The sequence below is a fragment of the Paraburkholderia ferrariae NBRC 106233 genome, assembly GCF_000685035.1.
Taxonomy (GTDB): domain Bacteria; phylum Pseudomonadota; class Gammaproteobacteria; order Burkholderiales; family Burkholderiaceae; genus Paraburkholderia; species Paraburkholderia ferrariae.
This window is the reverse complement of the sequence record NZ_BAYB01000048.1, coordinates 1-17,655: the sequence shown is the minus strand read 5'-3', so window position 1 is coordinate 17,655 and position 17,655 is coordinate 1. Positions and strand designations below refer to the sequence as shown.

23 protein-coding genes are annotated in these 17,655 nt (G+C 63.2%); 8 read left to right on the top strand and 15 right to left on the bottom strand.

Annotated elements, in window-relative coordinates; all coding sequences use genetic code 11:
* Positions 1-610: 610 nt before the first annotated feature.
* The 6 genes from BFE01S_RS44830 to BFE01S_RS33295 form a co-directional block, all read right to left on the bottom strand.
* Positions 611-940, bottom strand: coding sequence for a hypothetical protein (locus BFE01S_RS44830; RefSeq protein ID WP_052421062.1), 330 nt, complete (start codon positions 938-940; stop codon positions 611-613).
* A gap of 42 nt (positions 941-982) precedes the next feature.
* Positions 983-1,477 (bottom strand): hypothetical protein, encoded by a 495-nt coding sequence (locus tag BFE01S_RS33315; protein ID WP_156967252.1) that lies wholly within the window; start codon positions 1,475-1,477, stop codon positions 983-985.
* A 184-nt stretch (positions 1,478-1,661) separates the two neighbouring features.
* Positions 1,662-2,246 (bottom strand): hypothetical protein, encoded by a 585-nt coding sequence (locus BFE01S_RS33305; protein WP_028229218.1) that lies wholly within the window; start codon positions 2,244-2,246, stop codon positions 1,662-1,664.
* Between the two features lie 227 nt (positions 2,247-2,473).
* Positions 2,474-2,812, bottom strand: coding sequence for a hypothetical protein (locus BFE01S_RS43660; RefSeq protein ID WP_156967251.1), 339 nt, complete (start codon positions 2,810-2,812; stop codon positions 2,474-2,476).
* A gap of 56 nt (positions 2,813-2,868) precedes the next feature.
* Positions 2,869-3,450 carry a hypothetical protein gene (locus BFE01S_RS33300; protein ID WP_028229217.1) on the bottom strand — a complete coding sequence of 194 codons (582 nt, stop codon included), beginning with the start codon at positions 3,448-3,450 and terminating at the stop codon, positions 2,869-2,871.
* A gap of 297 nt (positions 3,451-3,747) precedes the next feature.
* Complete coding sequence (locus tag BFE01S_RS33295) at positions 3,748-3,984, bottom strand: helix-turn-helix domain-containing protein (protein ID WP_028229216.1); 237 nt, start codon at positions 3,982-3,984, stop codon at positions 3,748-3,750.
* 57 nt (positions 3,985-4,041) lie between these two features.
* On the opposite strand from BFE01S_RS33295, the gene BFE01S_RS33290 reads away from it, so the two are divergent.
* Complete coding sequence (locus BFE01S_RS33290) at positions 4,042-4,449, top strand: VOC family protein (RefSeq protein ID WP_084170360.1); 408 nt, start codon at positions 4,042-4,044, stop codon at positions 4,447-4,449.
* 154 nt (positions 4,450-4,603) lie between these two features.
* Here BFE01S_RS33290 and BFE01S_RS43655 read toward each other — a convergent pair whose 3' ends face one another.
* Positions 4,604-5,212: a class I SAM-dependent DNA methyltransferase gene (locus BFE01S_RS43655; protein ID WP_084170358.1), complete on the bottom strand. Its 609-nt coding sequence runs from the start codon at positions 5,210-5,212 to the stop codon at positions 4,604-4,606.
* Positions 5,213-5,993: 781 nt separating this feature from the next.
* A complete protein-coding gene (gene ilvD / locus BFE01S_RS33280) occupies positions 5,994-7,853 on the bottom strand; it encodes a dihydroxy-acid dehydratase (RefSeq protein WP_028229213.1) in 1,860 nt (619 codons plus the stop codon).
* A gap of 482 nt (positions 7,854-8,335) precedes the next feature.
* On the opposite strand from ilvD, the gene BFE01S_RS33275 reads away from it, so the two are divergent.
* A complete protein-coding gene (locus tag BFE01S_RS33275) occupies positions 8,336-9,670 on the top strand; it encodes an ABC transporter ATP-binding protein (protein ID WP_028229212.1) in 1,335 nt (444 codons plus the stop codon).
* A gap of 64 nt (positions 9,671-9,734) precedes the next feature.
* On the opposite strand, the gene BFE01S_RS33270 is transcribed toward BFE01S_RS33275, so the two are convergent.
* The 4 genes from BFE01S_RS33270 to BFE01S_RS33255 all read right to left on the bottom strand — a co-directional run bounded on the left by BFE01S_RS33270 (position 9,735) and on the right by BFE01S_RS33255 (position 13,003).
* Positions 9,735-10,289, bottom strand: coding sequence for a hypothetical protein (locus tag BFE01S_RS33270; protein WP_028229211.1), 555 nt, complete (start codon positions 10,287-10,289; stop codon positions 9,735-9,737).
* A gap of 79 nt (positions 10,290-10,368) precedes the next feature.
* Positions 10,369-10,749, bottom strand: coding sequence for a TraR/DksA family transcriptional regulator (locus BFE01S_RS33265; RefSeq protein WP_028229210.1), 381 nt, complete (start codon positions 10,747-10,749; stop codon positions 10,369-10,371).
* A gap of 75 nt (positions 10,750-10,824) precedes the next feature.
* Positions 10,825-11,466, bottom strand: a complete 642-nt coding sequence (locus tag BFE01S_RS33260) for a MarC family protein (protein WP_028229209.1) — start codon at positions 11,464-11,466, stop codon at positions 10,825-10,827.
* A 106-nt stretch (positions 11,467-11,572) separates the two neighbouring features.
* The gene (locus BFE01S_RS33255; RefSeq protein WP_028229208.1) at positions 11,573-13,003 is read right to left on the bottom strand and encodes an aminotransferase-like domain-containing protein; all 1,431 of its coding nucleotides are present in this window, start codon (positions 13,001-13,003) and stop codon (positions 11,573-11,575) included.
* A gap of 231 nt (positions 13,004-13,234) precedes the next feature.
* On the opposite strand from BFE01S_RS33255, the gene BFE01S_RS33250 reads away from it, so the two are divergent.
* From BFE01S_RS33250 to BFE01S_RS33240, 3 genes are all read left to right on the top strand, one after another.
* Positions 13,235-14,164 carry a LysR family transcriptional regulator gene (locus tag BFE01S_RS33250; protein WP_028229207.1) on the top strand — a complete coding sequence of 310 codons (930 nt, stop codon included), beginning with the start codon at positions 13,235-13,237 and terminating at the stop codon, positions 14,162-14,164.
* 103 nt (positions 14,165-14,267) lie between these two features.
* Positions 14,268-14,723 carry a DUF1269 domain-containing protein gene (locus BFE01S_RS33245; protein ID WP_028229206.1) on the top strand — a complete coding sequence of 152 codons (456 nt, stop codon included), beginning with the start codon at positions 14,268-14,270 and terminating at the stop codon, positions 14,721-14,723.
* A gap of 66 nt (positions 14,724-14,789) precedes the next feature.
* A complete protein-coding gene (locus BFE01S_RS33240) occupies positions 14,790-15,038 on the top strand; it encodes a hypothetical protein (protein WP_042339515.1) in 249 nt (82 codons plus the stop codon).
* Positions 15,039-15,083: 45 nt separating this feature from the next.
* Here BFE01S_RS33240 and BFE01S_RS41220 read toward each other — a convergent pair whose 3' ends face one another.
* Both BFE01S_RS41220 and BFE01S_RS41215 read right to left on the bottom strand, forming a co-directional pair.
* Entirely contained in the window at positions 15,084-15,434 is a 351-nt protein-coding gene (locus BFE01S_RS41220) for a DUF6566 family protein (protein ID WP_042339512.1), read from the bottom strand.
* 52 nt (positions 15,435-15,486) lie between these two features.
* Positions 15,487-15,933, bottom strand: a complete 447-nt coding sequence (locus BFE01S_RS41215; RefSeq protein WP_156967250.1) for a hypothetical protein — start codon at positions 15,931-15,933, stop codon at positions 15,487-15,489.
* Between the two features lie 168 nt (positions 15,934-16,101).
* Here BFE01S_RS41215 and BFE01S_RS44825 point away from each other — a divergent pair, with 168 nt between their 5' ends.
* A complete protein-coding gene (locus BFE01S_RS44825) occupies positions 16,102-16,257 on the top strand; it encodes a hypothetical protein (protein WP_156967249.1) in 156 nt (51 codons plus the stop codon).
* Between the two features lie 103 nt (positions 16,258-16,360).
* On the opposite strand, the gene BFE01S_RS33215 is transcribed toward BFE01S_RS44825, so the two are convergent.
* On the bottom strand, positions 16,361-16,774 hold the full coding sequence (locus BFE01S_RS33215) for a DUF6911 family protein (protein WP_156967248.1): 414 nt from the start codon (positions 16,772-16,774) through the stop codon (positions 16,361-16,363).
* A gap of 449 nt (positions 16,775-17,223) precedes the next feature.
* On the opposite strand from BFE01S_RS33215, the gene BFE01S_RS33210 reads away from it, so the two are divergent.
* Together BFE01S_RS33210 and BFE01S_RS41210 are read left to right on the top strand one after the other, a co-directional pair.
* Positions 17,224-17,448 (top strand): hypothetical protein, encoded by a 225-nt coding sequence (locus tag BFE01S_RS33210; RefSeq protein ID WP_156967247.1) that lies wholly within the window; start codon positions 17,224-17,226, stop codon positions 17,446-17,448.
* A gap of 13 nt (positions 17,449-17,461) precedes the next feature.
* On the top strand, positions 17,462-17,655 hold a 194-nt coding region (locus BFE01S_RS41210), incomplete at its 3' end, for a hypothetical protein (RefSeq protein ID WP_042339509.1).

The window sequence follows — 17,655 nt, the reverse complement described above, 5'->3', positions numbered from 1 at the left end:
TAAGGCACCGGGACGGATTGTCTTTGTCGCTGAACCGGAAGAACTCTCGTCCTGTACACGCCAGTGACATCGGTGTTAAACCCGTCCCATGCCTGCGCTGGTAGACGAAATTATCGCCGTGGCCGCGTTGACAAGTTTATCGGTATCGTGCCGAAAGAATCTAACTAATTTGCCATAATGCCGACCGCGCCCAAGGTCTTGGGCGCCGTTGGCGCCCTAAGGAAGAGGAGTCTTGTTCGACCCGGAGCCCACCAGTCGGGGCTCTCAAGAGGTATGGAAACGGTATGGAAAACGCTCTCCGGTAACACCACGCCAGAAGGGCACGCGTATTGCGGCCCATGCCCGCCACTGCGCATCCGTGATTCGCTGGCCAACGCCGCGAGGATATCGAACCGCCACGCACCGATCCAGCAACGCCCCAGCTGGCAAGAAAAGTCCGCCCTGCCGGGCGTCGCGCACCGGCGGCGGCGACGCCTTCGCCCGACGCGCGCCGCGACGACGCACGACCCGCCGCACGTGCGCCACCAGCTCGATGCGCACCTCCTGTCCTTCGTAGCCGTTCCGCGAAATCAATCGAAGTACATCACGTCGCACGCCATCGAGCGCGGGATCAGTCAGCATGCGCATCGAGACATGCAGCCCGATGCGTCGGGCACGCTCGAGCAACTGGCCGCGGCTCATTCCGTTCCAGCACGCGCCGATAAACGTCGCGACCGTGGGTGCCAGCGACCGGGTCGTAGTATTTCGCGGGCAGCCGCGTCGGCTGATCATAGCTCAGCGCCCGGCGCACTTCCTGTTCGGTGATGCCGAGGAGCGCCACCTCATCCCGGAATCTGGCCAGTACCGCCGCGACTTCGCGCGCTCGCGCATCGGCCAGCAGATCGTTCACGCGGCCGAGTTCTGCACGCAGCAGCTTCAGTTCGGGGTTCGGCTCAGACATGGTCCTTTGGGGGTAACGCCGGCGGGCGCCGACCGTCCGATTCTAGCGTCGGCGCGAGCCGCGAAAAAGATGCCGGTGCCACCACGCCGCCCAGCCGTGCGACGCGTCCCACACCCACCCGCCACGCCCGCACGCGCAATGCATGGCGTGCAGAGCCTCGCGCCGCCGTTGCGCAGCCTCGCGCGCTTCCCGTTCGATCTGCTCCGCGATCGCGCGCGCGGGCTTGCGCATCTTGCGACGCATCCGCTTGTGGTTACGGCGAACCCGTTGCGGCGCAACCCGCCCCTTCGCATCCTTGACCGGGACTAAGCAGAAAATCATCAGGCCGATCATCAGCAGCATGACGGCAGTCATCACATTCGCGAGAACGTTCAGCGGCCCGGGAGTGAGCCAGGCGTAATAGCTCCCGACAACGACGATCGCCAGCGCGACGGCGGAAGCGCTCAGGAAGGCCCTGGAGATGAACATCGCAACCACTTTGCCCGTCACCACCACGTGGCGCGAGCGTCGCGCCGCGCCGACGGCGCCACTGAGCATGTATGCCCCCACTGCGGCACGACGACAATCACCAGAATCCCGAGCAGCACCGCGCAATCCTCCGGTACGGCAAGAAAATATTCAACGCCCCAGACAATGGCACGCGCGATCGGGTTTCGGGGCACCCCGTCGAACCCGAACATTCCCAGGTATGCTGCCGCGCCGAGCACGATGAGGCTCTCCGTCAGTACGAGGCAGTACAGGACCACATCGTGTAGATATTCTCCGGCTCGCTCTTCGCCTTCTCGTTGAGTGAATAGGCCATCAAGCCCACCAGGCCGACCGTGAGCAGGAACATCGCCAGATAGGGATGCGCGCGACCGAAGCGGCTGCCCGGCGTGCTTTTGGTCAGCGCGACCGAACGGCACCCACTGGCCAGCTCGTACTGCCCGGGGCCATTCCGGAAAGGATGGAACATCAGCGCCTGGCGTTCCAGCACCTGGCGGTCCGGGACATCCGGCCCAAACGTGACGGTCGTGAAACCCCGGTCGGCATTCATGCGCCCCTGCGGCCCGGGAGGAGCTGCCTCGCCCGACAACGTCACATGCGTGGCCTTGCCATCGAACACCACATCGACCGTGAGGCGGCCGGCGTCACCGGTGTAATGGCCATCGAGCTGCGGCCAGAACATCCCCCACACGACCAGCGCCAGAAAGCCGACCAGCCGCGCAGCGCCGCCCGACACTTTCGCGCGGCGCAACCAGCGCGAACGGCCTGCCGGTGCAACAACCTGCACAACGGGAGGCGTCCTGTCGTTTGCGATGCTCATTGCGCCCCCTCCACCGCCCGGGCACGGCGCGACTGAAAGGCGGGAAAACCCCTCGCAGCGCAAAGGCCCGGCGGCCGGGCGCGCTCGACACGCATACCGGTAGACCGACGAACGGGACGGCTTCGGGGAAATGATCGACAGCAGACGGCATGATGTGGCTCCTTTTGTCAGATTTTTGTTGTTATCGGCAAAAGGCCCGCTATTCGAAGAGCGATCTGAAAATATTTTTACGACGCGCTCCCGGCACCGAATGGCGCTCGGGGTACGGCGATGTGCGGCGCCCTGCCCTGGCCCGATCCGGCGGCTTTCGCGCGAACTTCTGGTCGTTTGCCGTCCGACGAAGTAAAAGTTGATCCATTCCAGAAGTAAGACTTGTACCGGTCCCGCAAGGGCACTTCAGGCTCAGCACATCGTCCGAATAGCTGCGCCGGAAGCTCCCTCAGATTCTTCCACTTCACCGCACTGCGGAAGGCACGGCCATCTTCGTCAAGTGACTCGATGATCGCGCGCTGTCCGCGCGCTTCGGCCATTACCCGTACCACACGCTCCTCGTAGTGCATCAGCACGCCGATTTCCGGGGGGGACCGGTTTGCGCCGGCCGCGTCCTGCACGACTCATGTCTTCACGCCGGATTTTCGAACAGCTTGCACAGCGACCGTAGGTTTCCGGGCCGCGCGTCGAGGAGCGCGGCGTGCGGAGCTGACCGAACTGGATACGCGCAGGCGCAGGAGTTCCAGCTCCTGCGCCTGCTCCTGAGCTTCGTGACTCGCCCGCATCGCCCCACGCCGCCCTTCCAGCATACCCGCCTGATGGCGTAAGTCTCCCAGTTGCTTCTGCAGTGACTGGATCTCGGTCTGCGCACGTTCGCCGTCACGAGTCGCGCGTTGCTGCGCGCCGTCCAGTTCCGCTGCAGACGCATACTCGCAGCCCGCTCGCGCTTGAGCTCAAGCAGCGTGCGTTTCTCTGCGGCCTGAAGTCGGGTCTCGGCAAGTTCGGTGCTGGCCCGCTGCTTGTCGAGTTCAGCGGCGAAATCGGTGCGGGCCTGCACAAGAGCAGCGTCCCGCTCACGCAGTGCCTGCTGCGCCCGTGCCAGCTCGCCTTCGAGTGCGTCACGTGTCGCCGCTGCTGCGGCCTGAGCCTGTTCGAGTTCCTGGATGTGCACCTGCGCGGCGAGCAATGTGCTCGTCCTCTGCTCGAGCGCCATTTCGGTACGCGCCAGATCAGCCTGCAGTGTGGCGACCGAAGCCTCAGCCGTAGACCCCAATAAAAATGACACCGTTGCGACAATAAATGTGTCACAACGCGCCGGGCATCCGGCCCGGTGGCGGAGTGGCGCAGAGATGCACCCATGGCAAGCTCGTCGCCGCTGCCTAGGAACATCCGGTATCGCCCCTGAGCGCCCTTGAGTTCCCAACAAAGCGGACAGCGGGTGTACGCGCAATAGAAGGCCGGTGGAGTTCCACGACAGGAATCTCACGAGGAACCCAGCGTCGGCCTGGATCTAACGACGTAGCCGCACGCCGTAGCCAAGACCAGCCTCTTCGCTCAGAAACAACACGCCGGCACTCTCAAATGCGGCCATCACCTTGATGACCGTCGAAAAATGCGCGTGGATATCCTCGCCTGCCGCTTCGAGGCGTTTGACCGTGATTTTCGAAACGCCGGCCATCTCCGCAAGCTTCGTCTGATCCCAACCGAGAAGCGCTCGGCCTGCCCTGATTTGTATGCCCGTTATCATGCTTGACACTAAGTATCTCTATTGATACTTTTAGTATCATACCCGACGAGGCTACCTATGGCTACCAACGCAGCACCTGAAGACTGCAGGATGACACGATCGGTCTCTTATTTCCTCGTAGATGACGTGTTTGCGACCGCAGAGTTCTATCGTGATGTCCTGGGCTTTACCTTCGACGAGTTCTTTGGTGTCCCACCAAGCTTTGTCATGGTCCAACGCGACGACGTGAACATCATGTTCCGGCAGGTGCGGCCACCAAGGACTCCGGTCGCGCGGCCCAATCGAACCGTCATGGACGAAACGTTTGATGCCTATGTCTACGTCTCGAATGTGGATCAACTTGCCGCGGAACTGCGCGCAAAGAAGGCCGATATTGTTGAAGGACCGGTTGATAGGATCTATGGCATGAGAGAGCTGCTCGTGCGCGATTGCAACGGATACGTCATTGCCTTCGGGCAGGGCTGAATCCGGCGGCCCGTCGTAGATCGGTTAGATGAGCTGAGTGTTGCCAGCTGCTGAACCTGCAAAGACATCCCGAGCAGGCAACCGAATTGCCGACAATTCGCAGCGCGAGGTAGGCCGACCCGGAGCAGCCGGTCGGCGGTCGCTTCGGTGCCATTTAGTGCTCGACTTGAGCGAGCCAAACAGTGTGCCCACCGCAATCCGCGTCTTCGACGATATGGTCTACAACCAGAAAGCCATTTGCTTTCAGCAGCGCTCGATATTCTTCGGGAGCCAAACTAGCGTGATAGAGAGGTTCACCACGGTACGAGCCAGTGGCTTCACCATGCGAAGGTCCACTAGTAAACATCAGTGCGGCGCGCGGTGACGCGTGTCGCTTAAAGATCGGAAACATGCGGCGCTGATCATCGTGACAGAGATGAAAGAAGCTGTCCCAGGCAAGCAAGCCATCGAATGTCCGCTCAAGTGCGAGGCCACGCATATCCCCTACGCGCCAGGATCGCTGCGGAAGACGCTCACGGCAGAGCGCTATTAACGCTGGGGAGCTATCGATACCGTCCACCGCGAAGCCTTTATTGACGAGATATTCCGCAATCGGCGAGCCTGAACCGCAACCAATGTCGAGCACGGATGATCCACGTCTCAAGAGCGCACCGAATCTATCGAGCCAGGCGGTTTCGCTCCCGTTGCCGCGCCGACGATCCGCGACATAGTCATGCGCATGCCGGTCATAGAGATCGATGATCTTGTCCGCGTCTGATTTCATGTACTCCGACCCCGAGGGATTAATGCCGTGAACAAACCCGCATTCATCATTCTATGCATTGTTCCCTCTAGTGCGCCTCCCGCAGCTCATGTCGCACTGTGAATGGCAGCTTTCGCTCGCGCATTTCTTGTTGTCGAATGTCCCAAACTGGCCGCATTGCAACAGCCATTCAAACAATAGACTCCCGGATAAACCTAAGTAAAATATTTATTAGCTCGCGCAACGCAGATCGTCACTTGCACGCCGATGAACCCACCAAGACCTCCGCCGATAGCGGCCCCAAGGACGGGGGAACCATGAAGTCCTCCTAAATGAGTCCCTAATCCTCCACATACTCCGCACGCAGTCCAGCCAATCCATGTTTGCCAATGGCGCCGGGCCCGTCGGCGGCCCTGCCTCCAAACGCGGAGTCGTTCTTCGGGAGATAGTCGCGCAAGCTCCGGGATGTTTTTAAGCGTCATGTAGATCGCCATGCCTGTTCTCTTGAGTTGACCAGTCAGTTTTCGCGCAATGCCTATCGCATCGTAATTGGCCGCACGGTGCCCTATGCGGGTGGCATCGATCGCCTGGTCTTCCTGGATCATGATCCAAACCGCGAGCTCAGAAAGGCTGGAACGCGCTACTCCACTATCTTGCCGTCTACCGAAGGTGGCCGCTTCCTGGCCAGCCCCACCCCGCCCCAATCGCCCTCACCCAAACTCCCCACCACAAATAAAAAAGGCCGCTCCCAAGAGCGGCCCCACACGTTATAGCAGAGAAACGGACTCAAAGGCCGCCGCCCTCAATCCTCCAGCAACGACAAATCCCGCACCGCGCCCTTATCCGCCGACATCACGAGCTTCGCATAAGCCTTCAATGCCGCCGACACCTTGCGCGGACGCGCCTTGGCAGGCTTCCAGCCCTTCGCGTTCTGCTCTTCGCGGCGGCGCGCCAGTTCCTCATCGGAAACGAGCACGTCGATCGTGCGATTGGGAATGTCGATACGGATCTTGTCGCCGTCGCGCACCAGACCAATCGCGCCGCCCGCTGCCGCTTCGGGCGAGCAGTGACCGATCGAAAGCCCCGAAGTCCCGCCCGAGAACCGCCCATCCGTGAGCAGCGCACACGCCTTGCCGAGCCCCTTCGACTTGATATAGCTCGTGGGGTACAGCATCTCCTGCATGCCGGGGCCGCCCTTGGGGCCTTCGTAACGCACGATCACCACGTCGCCGGCCTTGACCTTGTCGTTGAGGATGTTCTCCACGGCCTCGTCCTGCGACTCCGTCACGTGGGCCCTCCCTTCGAACACCAGCAGGCTGTCGTCCACACCCGCCGTCTTCACCACGCAGCCGTCCAGCGCGATATTGCCGGTCAGCACGGCAAGGCCGCCCTCCTTCGAGAAGGCATGCTCATACGAGCGGATGCACCCTTCGGCGCGGTCGAGGTCGAGGCTCGGCCAGCGCGTGTTCTGGCTGAACGCCACCTGGGTCGGGATGCCTGCCGGACCCGCCTGATAGAAGGTCTTCACGGCGTCGTCCTCAGTGCGGACGATGTCCCACTGGTCGAGCGCGTCCTTGAGCGTGGCCGTGTGCACCGTCGGCACGTCGGTGTGCAGCTTGCCCGCACGATCGAGCTCGCCGAGGATGGCCATGATGCCGCCCGCGCGATGCACGTCTTCGATGTGGTACTTGTTGGTGTTCGGCGCCACCTTGCACAACTGCGGCACGACGCGCGAGAGGCGGTCGATGTCGGTCATGCCGAAGTCGATGCCCGCTTCCTGCGCCACCGCCAGCAGGTGCAGGATGGTGTTGGTCGAGCCGCCCATGGCGATGTCGAGCGTCATGGCGTTCTCGAATGCCTTGAAGCCCACCGAGCGCGGCAGCACGCGTTCGTCGTCCTGTTCGTAGTACTGGCGCGTGAGCTCCACGATGCGGCGGCCGGCGCGCTTGAAGAGCTGCTCGCGGTCCGCGTGCGTGGCCACCACCGTGCCGTTGCCGGGCAGCGAGAGGCCGAGCGCTTCGGTCAGGCAGTTCATCGAGTTGGCCGTGAACATGCCCGAGCACGAGCCGCAGGTCGGGCAGGCCGAGCGTTCGACTTCGGCCACTTCGGCATCGGAATACTTCGTGTCGGCCGCGATCACCATGGCGTCGATCAGGTCGAGCTTCTTGACCTCGATGGCCTTGGTCACGGGATTGGCAAGACGCGTCTTGCCCGCTTCCATGGGGCCGCCCGAAACGAAGATCACGGGAATGTTCAGCCGCATCGCGGCCATGAGCATGCCCGGGGTGATCTTGTCGCAGTTGGAGATGCAGACCATGGCGTCGGCGCAGTGCGCGTTGACCATGTACTCCACCGAATCGGCGATGATGTCGCGGCTCGGCAGCGAATACAGCATGCCGTCGTGGCCCATGGCGATGCCGTCGTCCACGGCGATGGTGTTGAACTCCTTGGCCACGCCGCCCGCAGCTTCGATCTCGCGCGCAACGAGCTGGCCCAGGTCCTTCAGGTGCACGTGGCCCGGCACGAACTGGGTGAACGAGTTGACGACGGCGATGATCGGCTTGGAAAAGTCGTCGTCTTTCATGCCGGTGGCGCGCCACAGGGAACGCGCGCCCGCCATGTTGCGGCCGGCCGTGGAGGTTTTGGAACGGTATGTGGGCATCGTGGTTGCTGTAGAAAAATCGCAGGAAAATCGCTTGAAAAGCGTCGCTGGCTCATTCCATGGGGACCACGGGATTGACGGCCCCCCTCGCGCGCCCGTGCGAACAACCTCTTGAGTCGTGCCTGGGGCTTAACTCAGCAATTATCCCACACACCTGTAAGGGGCGCTCCCGGGCCCCGCCCGGCCGGGCCCGAGCGCCAACTGGACCGCAACCCGGCACCCCCACGCCGACAATTCGCTTACTGGCCGGGCGCATGCACTTCTGCCGCGAGCCAGCCTCACCCTCATCCCCGCAGAAAATCACGGGATTCCTAAACGATGCCAAGTTTCTGTCACGAAGTACCTGCATGATTGGACACTGGGGCGTTGCTGTCCCGTCCAGGCTCCGCGCAAGCTGAACAACCTCTTTCAGCAAGCTTTATTTCGCACAACCGAAGCTGACGATCCGCTGCAATCGACAGACTTGACCGAGAGTTCCTACCATGCAAAACGTCCAGGCCGATATCGCCGATCTCCTCAAGCCCGCTACGCAGCCCGGCAAAGAAGTGCTGTGCGTCCAGCACGTGAGCCGCGGTTTCGACAAGAACCAGAGCGAGCTGCTCGTGCTCGACGACGTGAACGTCACGCTGCACGAGGGCGAAATCGTCGGCATGCTGGGCCGTTCGGGCTCGGGCAAGTCCACGCTGCTGCGCATCATCGCCGGCCTGATTCCGGCCACGGGCGGCGAGGTGGTCTATCAGGGCAAAACGCTGCGCGGCCCCGCCGAAGGCGTGGCGATGGTGTTCCAGACCTTCGCGCTCTTCCCCTGGCTCACGGTGCTGGAGAACGTGGAAGCCGGCCTCGAAGCGATCGGCGTGGGTCCCCAGCAGCGGCGCGAGCGCGCGCTCGCGGCCATCGACCTGATCGGTCTGGACGGTTTCGAAAACGCCTATCCGCGCGAGCTTTCGGGCGGCATGCGCCAGCGCGTGGGTTTCGCACGCGCGCTGGTGGTCGATCCCACGATCCTGCTGATGGACGAGCCGTTTTCCGCGCTCGACGTGCTCACTGCAGAAACGCTGCGCACCGACCTGCTCGACTTGTGGACCCAGGGGCGCATGCCGATCAAGTCGGTGCTGATCGTCACGCACAACATCGAGGAAGCGGTCTTCATGTGCGACCGCATCCTGGTGCTTTCGTCGAACCCGGGCCGCGTGACGGCGGAGATCGAAGTGCCGTTCAAGCATCCGCGCAACCGGCTCGACCCGGCCTTCCGCCGCCTCGTGGACGAGATCTACGCGAAGATGACCGCGCGCCAGATCGGCGCGACGGCGAAGCGCGAACTCGAACTGAGCAGCGGGCTGCCCGGCGTCTCGACCAACCTGATGGCGGGTCTGATCGAAACGCTCGCCGCCGAACCGTACAAGGGCCGCGCGGACATGCCGGAAATCGCGCGCACGCTGCAACTGGAAGTGGATGAACTGTTCCCGGTTGCCGAAATGCTGCAATACCTGGGTTTTGCCGAAGTGGTCGAAGGCGACGTCATCCTCACGCAGGCCGGACATCTTTTCGCGGACCGCGGCACGCAGGAGCGCAAGATGATGTTCGCCGACCACCTCTTGCGCTGCGTGCCGCTCGCGGCGCAGATCAAGAACGTGCTGGGCGAGCGCCCGGGGCATCGCGCGCCGCGCGTGCGCTTCGAGCAGGAACTGGAGGACTTCCTCTCCGATGACGCCGCAGAGGAAACGCTCGACACGGTGATCGCCTGGGGCCGTTACGGCGAGGTCTTTTCGTACAACGACAAGACGGAGATCTTCAGCCTCGCCGACGTGGAAGCCTGATCGCTGTCCCGCTTCGAGGCGCGGGATGCGCCTCGAAGCCCGCTATTCGCCCGCTATTCGCCCGCTATTCGATCGGCTTCTCGCTATCCCCCGCCAGCAGCATTTGCGCAAGCTGGGTGAAGCTCCACCCGTCGGCCTTTCGGTCGAGCACCCACACGAGATCGAAGCGGTCCTCGGGCCAGGCGGCGGGCACCCTGGGCGCGTGAGGCAGGTAGCCGATCAGCGAGGGCAGCACCTTGTGCTCCCACGCCACCAGCACGATGCCCGACTGGGCCAGCACGTCCTTCATCAGCGCCGCCCCGTCGTCCTTGAGATACGCGGTGACGAAGTTCACCTGCGAGCCGGCCTGCAGCAGCGCCACGAGCGGCGCGACCGTCTGCATGGCCCGGCGGCTCTTGCTCGCCGGCCCCGTGCCGGGGGCGAACACCGAGTGAGGCGTGAGCTTCGCCGCGTGGCCGCCCTCCTGCGGGCAGAAAAACCGCGCGAGCGCACCGGCGCGCTGCCAGCCGCGCACGGCCAGGCTTTCTTCGTCGGCCTTGCCGTTCGCATCGACGCCGCCGCCCAGATCGGGGGCCGGCTTCTCGGCGTGCCGGATGAACATGATGCGTTCGGGTGTCACCTCTTCCTCCGCGGTTCGGCTTCGGGGTTTGCCTTCGGGGCTGGCTTCCGGCTGCGCGTTCACTCTCGTTGCGGGCACATCAATGCCGTGCTTCGCGCGCCGCCTGCTCCTGCACGGTCAGGATCGCCTCCGGCACGGCCTCGAGCCGCTCGACGGGAATCGGGTCGCCGCTTTCGTCGGAGTAGCCATAGGTTCCTTCGGCGATCTTTTCGAGCGCACGCTGAATGTCGGCAATACGCTGGTTGCTCGTATCGCGCAGCGCCTGGTTCGCGACGTCCTGCGCCAGCCGCTGCCCTTCGTCCTCGAATTCGTGCGCTTCTTCGCCGTGGTCTTCCTCGAACGTGCGTTCGTCCGCTATCGTGCCCTCCTCGCCGCCCAGCAGTTCGCGCTGCAGCGCTTCGAGACGCACGCGCTGCTTCGCAATGAAGGCTTCGCCCAAACCCGCACTCTGATCAGACATGATGTTTCTCCCTCCAATGACATCGACAAGGCACCCGGCAGCGCCTGGCAGAACAAACCCGCCATCAACCCGGCACTAGCGGGCCAGCCCCTTGAACAGTGCAGAAAGACTCGCCGTCATCATCTCCACGGCGATGGCAGCGAGAATCATGCCCATCAGCCGCTTCGTGATGGCGGTCACTTTGGGCGAGAGGACACGCCCAATGCGCGGTGCGGAAAAGAGCGTAATGGCCAATAGTACGAGGAAAACCGCGAGCCCCAGCGCGAGGCTGACTTCCTTGCCCTCTTCGGTTGCCGTATGCCCGAACACGATCAGCGTGGCAATCGTTCCGGGACCGACGAGCAGCGGCATGGTCAGCGGAAACACGGCCACGTCCTGATCGGCACCGTTGTCGCCCAGTTCGCTCTGGCGGGGGGTGTGCTGCGCGCTCGACGACCCGTGCAGCATGTCGAGCGCAATGAGCAGCACGAGCAGGCCGCCCGCGAGACGAAAATCGGCAATCGTCACGCCGAACACGCGGAGTATCGCCTCGCCCGCCGTCACCGAGATCAGGCAGCCGATTGTCGTCCCAACGAACGTAACCGCCGCAATTTTCCGTTTTCCCGTATCGGAAACGCCTTCGGTCAACGAGAGGAAAACCGGAATATTGGCGATGGGATTCATGATGGCGAAGAGCGCCGAGAACACTTTGACCGAAAACGAAAAATCGATAGCCATGGAATCCACTCCGCAATAGCCTCGCGTGAACCTCTTTCGCCTCTCCGTGCATCGAGAATAACATTCACGCCTGCCGACCGGACCACAGGACGGCCGGCCGCCGCGCTTAACCACGCATGCAGAGGGCGGCGAGCTTGCCGACGGTAATCACCGCCTGCTCGATTTCATCCGTCCAGGGGCTGCTGTAATTGAGCCGGATGAAATTCCGGTAAGACTCCTCAAAGATGGAGAACATGTAGCCCGGCCCGATCGTAATGCCCTGGTCCAGCGCGAGCTTGTAGAGGCGCAGCGAATCCACGGACGCCGGCAACTCCACCCACAGCACGTAGCCGCCCACCGGCTGCGACATGCACGTGCCCTTCGGAAAGAAGCGCGAGACGATGGCCCGCATCATGCTGGCCTGCTGGGCATAGAGCTTGCGCACGCGCCGCAGATGGTGCTCATAGCCGTCGCGCTCGAGAAATTCGGCGATGGCGATCTGCGGGATCGTCGGCGAGGTGAGCGTGTTGAGGAATTTCAGTTTCTCGACCTGATCCCGGTATCGTCCCGGCAGCGCCCAGCCGATCCGGTAAGCCACGGTCAGGCTCTTCGAAAACGTGCCGCAATGAAGCACGAGCCCCTTCGTGTCGAAAGACTTCAGCGTGGTGGGATAGGCGTCGCCGTAATACAGCTCGTTGTAGACGCCGTTTTCGATCACCGGAATATCGTGCGCCGTCACGAGATCCATGAACGCGCGCTTGCTCGCATCGGGCATCAGGAAGCCCAGCGGATTCTGGAAGTTCGGCATGACCATGCACGCCTTGACGGGATGCGATGCGATCACGTCGGCCAGCGCATCGACATCGATGCCCGAATCCGGGTGCGTCGCCACTTCGATCGCCTTCATCCCCAGCCGCTCGATGGCGTGCAGCATCGCATAGAAGGTGGGCGACTCCACGGCAATGGTGTCGCCGGGCTTCGCCACCGCCTGGAGGCACAGATTGATCGCCTCCGTCGCGCCCACGGTAATGACGATCTCGTTGGGGTCGATGGCCATGCCGTTTTCCAGGTAGCGGCGGGCAATCTGGCGCATGAGCCGCACATTGCCGGGCGGCAGCGCGTCGATCACGCTCCAGACTTCCTGGCCGCGGCCGGCGTCGTAGGCGTAGCGGTTGAGCTTGTCGAAGGGGAATGGGCGCGGATCGGGATACGGTGAGCCGAGCGGCACGGCGTCGTCCACGCCGATGGAGCGCAAGGTGGAAAGCACGAGGCGGCTCACGTCCACGGGCCGCGAAACCGGCTGCGGCCGCGAAGGCCGCAACTCCGGAATGCGGCCCTCGCCCGCGTGGCCCTCGCTGTTCACGAAGTAGCCGGACTGCGGGCGGCTCGTAATCAGGCCGCGGCTTTCCAGCAGGATATACGCGCGCACCACGGTCGCCACACTGAGCCGGTGCTGCTGGCCCATCTGGCGCACCGAGGGCAGCTTTTCGCCATGCCGGTAGACCCCTTGCCGGATCGACGTTTCGATTTCGTCCGCCAGTTTTTCGTAAAGGTTCATCGAACGCCCTCCCCGGCGCGGTTCGATCGTAGCAGAACTGTACTGCGCGGCGCGGGGTCGATTTGTGCATACCGCGCATGCATGCCTCCCTTTATTCTTGGGCCGTAATGCGTCGCCTCAACGATTCGCGACGCGGGAATCCGGAGCCAGGGGAATGAAAGGGGTCATATGTCCACGCCGCCACCAGAAGCACGCACCGACCAGCGGGTTAGCCCAGCCAGGGAGCGCAGCGTGAATCTGCTGGAAGCAATGCGGATCTACGTCAGAGTGGTGGAGCGAGGCAGCATTTCGGGGGCCGCGCGCGATCTCGACATCGGCCAGCCGGCCGTGAGCGAGCGCATCGAGCGGCTGGAGAAGTATCTGGGCTGCCAACTGCTGCTGCGCAACGCGCGGGCATTCAAGTGCACGCCGGAAGGCATCATCTTCCACGAACGCAGCAAGTCGGTGCTGGGTGCCGTGGAGCAGGCCGTGGCCGAAGTCTCGAACGACGAGCAAGCCGTGAAAGGCACGATCCGCATTGCTGCGCCGCACTGCTTCGGCGAAACGCTTCTGCCCGAGGGGCTGCGGCGCATTCGCGAGAGCTATCCGCAGCTCGACATCGAGCTCGTGCTGAACGACAAGATTGCCGACCTCGTGACCGAGGGCGTGGATATCTCCTTTCGTCTCGGGCCGCTCGGCGACGGCGCGTACATTGCCTACCCGCTCGGCCAGATCGAGCGCTGGCTCGTCGCCTCTCCCGACTATGTGAAGCGCCACGGCGCGATTGCCGAACCCGCGGAGCTCGCGAGCCACAGCTTCATTCGCGTGAAGGGCACCTTCGACTCCGATCTGCTGCCGCTCGCATCGCATGTGCCCGATGCACCGGAAGCCGCCGCCCAACGCGTGGACAGCGTGCCGATCCAGACGACCATCAAGACCACGCACTGGCGGCCGATGTTCGAAATGGTGATGGCGGGCGTGGGCATCGGCGTGCTGGAAGCGCCCGCGTGCCGGGACGCCATCGAGCAAGGGCGCCTCGTGCGCCTGCTGCCCGACTATGCGGTGCCGCCGCTCGCGCTGAATCTGCTGATCCGGCCGCAGCGCCCGGTTCCCGCGCGCGTGCGCAAGATTGTCGATATGCTGAAGACCTGGGTGGCCGAAGCGCTGGGCGCGGACCGATAGTCAATATCGGAAGATTCGCGCTGGCGGGTGTGTCGTTATTGTCTATCTTGAACTGCGTTGAACCGCGTTGAACTGGCGCGGCCCATCGAACGAGGAGTGCGAAATGTCTCAAATGCTGATCGTCGCGACTTTCGACAATCTGGACGCGGCGCAACGGTGCGCGCGGGATCTCAACAACTTCGTGACGGACGACGGCAGCTTCAAGATCGAGAGCGGCGTGATGGTCCAGAAGAGCGCCGACGGCAAGCTTGCGGTGCTCGATGAGTACACCGGGCCGTACTGGGGGACCGCGATTGGCGCCGTGACGGGCGGCCTGATCGGCCTCATTGCCGGACCGCTCGGCGTGGTGGCCGGCGCGGCAGCGGGGGCTGGCGCCGCGCTCGCGGGCCGTGCCATCGAGCATGGGCTCGACAAGAAGATGACCGCTTCGATCGAAGGCGAGCTTCTTCCCGGCAACGTTGCGTTGATCCTCGAAACGAAGTCGCCCCCCGAAACCGAGGTGGATGAAGTCGTGCGGGGTTATGGCGGAAAGATTTTCACCCAGCGCCTATCGTGGTAAAGGGCGCTGGTTCGCCGCACCATGCCATAACTGCTCTGCCCACCATCGCTCATGAGGTGAATCGCCGTGTCAGCCAGCACCCTTTATCGCCGGTTCCAGATCGCCGCGACGCTCGCGCCGCTGCCCAACAACCGCGGACTCGCAACCGTCTCCGCCACCACCACCGACGCCGCGCGGATCGCCGACCTCGGCACCGACCGCTTCCTGCACGTGGAGCGCTGGGTGGACTCGCTCGACCCGGACGCGCTCCAGGTGATCGTGGACGAATGCAAGGTCGCAATCGACCATTACGCGGACAACGTAGACGACAGCTAGGCGTGCGCGAAAGCTGCGACTTCGCGCGGCGCCACGTACAGCGTGCTACGTGCTCGCGCCTTTGCGCACGAGCACGTCGTGCACGATCCGCTCGGACTCCTGCGATTCCTCGATCCGGAAGAACCACTTCTGCGCGTGCGCGCGTATGGCAACCCAGGAACGGTCGTGCGGATCGTTCATCATGCGGCCGATGAACTTGCAGCCCCGTTCGATGCCGTCGCGATTCGCTTCGACCTCGGTCCGCCACTCGGGCTGAACCGTGTCGGGGCTGCAGGTCGCAAAGAGGTGCCCCTTGTGATGGATCTCGACATGGGCGATCCACCCACCCAGCCTGTTGCACCGCGAATGCGCGGTGACGTCGAACCCATAGCATTCCATGCGTTCCTGTTGCGCCATGTTCGCTCCTTGTTCGGGTCGTTGCGTGCCTGGAAGACGAGGCCCGCGCCACTCAACTGCCGGGCTGCGCGGTCGCCCGGTCCTTGTCGATCACCGCGCGGTGGATCGCTTCGGTTAGCGTATTGTTGACCTCGATGAGCTTGCGCATCTCCGCCTGGAGTTTCAGCAGGGCCTCCGCGTCCTTATAAGTTTGCAGCGCCTGCTTGTCCGAGGCCGCGGCCGCCACCTTCTGCCCCACCATGATTACGGAGAGCAGCACCAGTTGCAAAAACGTCTGTGCAATCCAGGCGATCAGGGTGGGCACGCCGCCCGCAATCGACGAAGGCAGACTGATCAGCGCGATGGCCGCGAAAACGTAGGCACACCACATCGTCCCCACGGCATTGGTGATGATGACGGCAATCTTGCCGTTCATACCCACGTGCTCCTGCGTGGTGAGGTGGGGGCCGGCCTTGTCGCGTTCCTTGATGCGCACGTTGGGATCGTAGTCGGTAGTCATCGTGAGGTCCCCTTTTGAAAAGTCGTTGGCTGGCGCGGCGGCGCGCCAGTGGTGCCATAATGAATGCGCGAGCATGATCGAACGTGTGCCACGGGGGCTGCCTGAAGCAGGCGGCCCCGCGTGCCGCGGCCTGCACCCGAAGCCAACCACGACGGTGAGGAGTTGACCATGAAGCCAGCCATCAAGCGCGAGCCCGCCAGCCGGCGCCACCGTTTCCTGCATGATCTGAAGTGGATTGCCATATTGTGGTGCGTGGGCTTTGGCGGCACGGTGCTGCTCACGCTGCCCCTTCACTTCCTCGTCATGGCGATGATGCACAAATAGCGTGCTGCACGCAGTATCCGCAACGCTACGGCTCATCAGTCGCAGCGCAGCATCAGCGTACGCATGGAATCGTTATCGTCGTACGTTTTCACGCCCCGGGTTCTCACGCCCTCGCGCGCGTACCGAGCCCCGCCATCGCGCGAAACGTCTGCCTCACAACGGCAAAGTCGCGCGTCACGGCACGGCGCGCCCAACTGTCGCCCGGCATGCTGACGAAACCGCAGTCGAGGCCATCCACGCCGGGAAGGTCGATCGCGGCAGCCTCGTCGCCCACCATCGCATTGAGCAGCAGTACGAACAGGCCGTGCTCGGCGTAAAGCGCAAGTTCGCAGAAGGCCGGTAATGCGGGGGGCGCTGTCGTGGCTGTCGTAACGACGCGCAGCACCACAACGCCGTCCTGCTCGTTGAAGAGTTCGATCAGGCGCTCCACGGTCGAAAGGTCCGGACTGTACACCGGACTCAACGCGTCCCGCTTCGCACCCGCGCGCACGACGTAGCCTCCGATCATGCCGTTCATGACGCCCCCTGTGGCGGCATTCGCCTCGCACATTCTGCGAGTCTGTCCTTCACGTTCGAGCCATCGTACATCTAAACTGAATGAACGAAACGCTGCGCGCAGCGTGCGAATCCGATACCTAATATCGGCTCGCGCCATGCACCCGGACACCCGATATTAGGTATCGGATGCACGGAGGTTCACAGCCGCCGGATCGCCTCATAGAATTCAAACGTCAAATTGTCCCTTTTTGTGGTTCGCATTGACTGACCGCCTGAAGACTTCGGTTCGCTCGATCGACCACCGCAGAACATTTCAATTCCATTGCCGTGCAATGACGGGGGCGGCGCACAAGAGACCAGATAGTCAGGACACCGCGCTGCATGCGCGCGCCGGCTTCGCGCCGCATCGAAGCCAGCGCCGCTCATGCACTCAGGACGTACCGATCGCCGCTTCTGCAGGAGTCGCCTATGCCTATGTCTGATGCCGAGCCTCAAGCCGTAATCGGTCCCGTCACCGTTTGCGCCCTCTTCATCGTGGCGACGCTCGATCCGGGTGACGGCGCGGTTTCGGCCGTGCGCAACGGGTGCGGCAAGGTCGCGGCATTCGCGCGTTCGGCGGGCAAGCGCATTGCGCTCGCCACGCCCGGCAACATTCTCCTGCCCATTCGCGCTGCCCATATTTCCCACGGTTAGAGGTCACCCGATCATGCCTACACTCTGCGATATTTGTCACGCCCGCCCCGCGGTCGCACGCGTTGTCGTCAACGAGAACGGTGAGCGCAAGTCGCTGTCGATCTGCGACTACCACTACCGGCAGTTGATGCGTCATCAAAGCATGCTGAACCCGTTCGATTCGCTGCTGGGCGGCAACGGCCTCTCGCGCCTCTTCGGCGGCATGGG

What these genes read in the sequence shown, in the direction of transcription:
- BFE01S_RS44830 (WP_052421062.1), bottom strand. Translation starts at nt 940, where the DNA reads ATGTCTGAGCCGAACCCCGAACTGAAGCTGCTGCGTGCAGAACTCGGC.
- BFE01S_RS33315 (WP_156967252.1), bottom strand. Translation starts at nt 1,477, where the DNA reads ATGCTCAGTGGCGCCGTCGGCGCGGCGCGACGCTCGCGCCACGTGGTG.
- BFE01S_RS33305 (WP_028229218.1), bottom strand. Translation starts at nt 2,246, where the DNA reads ATGAGCATCGCAAACGACAGGACGCCTCCCGTTGTGCAGGTTGTTGCA.
- BFE01S_RS33300 (WP_028229217.1), bottom strand. Translation starts at nt 3,450, where the DNA reads ATGGCGCTCGAGCAGAGGACGAGCACATTGCTCGCCGCGCAGGTGCAC.
- BFE01S_RS33295 (WP_028229216.1), bottom strand. Translation starts at nt 3,984, where the DNA reads ATGATAACGGGCATACAAATCAGGGCAGGCCGAGCGCTTCTCGGTTGG.
- BFE01S_RS33290 (WP_084170360.1), top strand. Translation starts at nt 4,042, where the DNA reads ATGGCTACCAACGCAGCACCTGAAGACTGCAGGATGACACGATCGGTC.
- BFE01S_RS43655 (WP_084170358.1), bottom strand. Translation starts at nt 5,212, where the DNA reads ATGAAATCAGACGCGGACAAGATCATCGATCTCTATGACCGGCATGCG.
- ilvD (WP_028229213.1), bottom strand. Translation starts at nt 7,853, where the DNA reads ATGCCCACATACCGTTCCAAAACCTCCACGGCCGGCCGCAACATGGCG.
- BFE01S_RS33275 (WP_028229212.1), top strand. Translation starts at nt 8,336, where the DNA reads ATGCAAAACGTCCAGGCCGATATCGCCGATCTCCTCAAGCCCGCTACG.
- BFE01S_RS33265 (WP_028229210.1), bottom strand. Translation starts at nt 10,749, where the DNA reads ATGTCTGATCAGAGTGCGGGTTTGGGCGAAGCCTTCATTGCGAAGCAG.
- BFE01S_RS33260 (WP_028229209.1), bottom strand. Translation starts at nt 11,466, where the DNA reads ATGGCTATCGATTTTTCGTTTTCGGTCAAAGTGTTCTCGGCGCTCTTC.
- BFE01S_RS33255 (WP_028229208.1), bottom strand. Translation starts at nt 13,003, where the DNA reads ATGAACCTTTACGAAAAACTGGCGGACGAAATCGAAACGTCGATCCGG.
- BFE01S_RS33245 (WP_028229206.1), top strand. Translation starts at nt 14,268, where the DNA reads ATGTCTCAAATGCTGATCGTCGCGACTTTCGACAATCTGGACGCGGCG.
- BFE01S_RS41220 (WP_042339512.1), bottom strand. Translation starts at nt 15,434, where the DNA reads ATGGCGCAACAGGAACGCATGGAATGCTATGGGTTCGACGTCACCGCG.
- BFE01S_RS41215 (WP_156967250.1), bottom strand. Translation starts at nt 15,933, where the DNA reads ATGACTACCGACTACGATCCCAACGTGCGCATCAAGGAACGCGACAAG.
- BFE01S_RS44825 (WP_156967249.1), top strand. Translation starts at nt 16,102, where the DNA reads ATGAAGCCAGCCATCAAGCGCGAGCCCGCCAGCCGGCGCCACCGTTTC.
- BFE01S_RS33215 (WP_156967248.1), bottom strand. Translation starts at nt 16,774, where the DNA reads ATGAACGGCATGATCGGAGGCTACGTCGTGCGCGCGGGTGCGAAGCGG.
- BFE01S_RS33210 (WP_156967247.1), top strand. Translation starts at nt 17,224, where the DNA reads ATGCCTATGTCTGATGCCGAGCCTCAAGCCGTAATCGGTCCCGTCACC.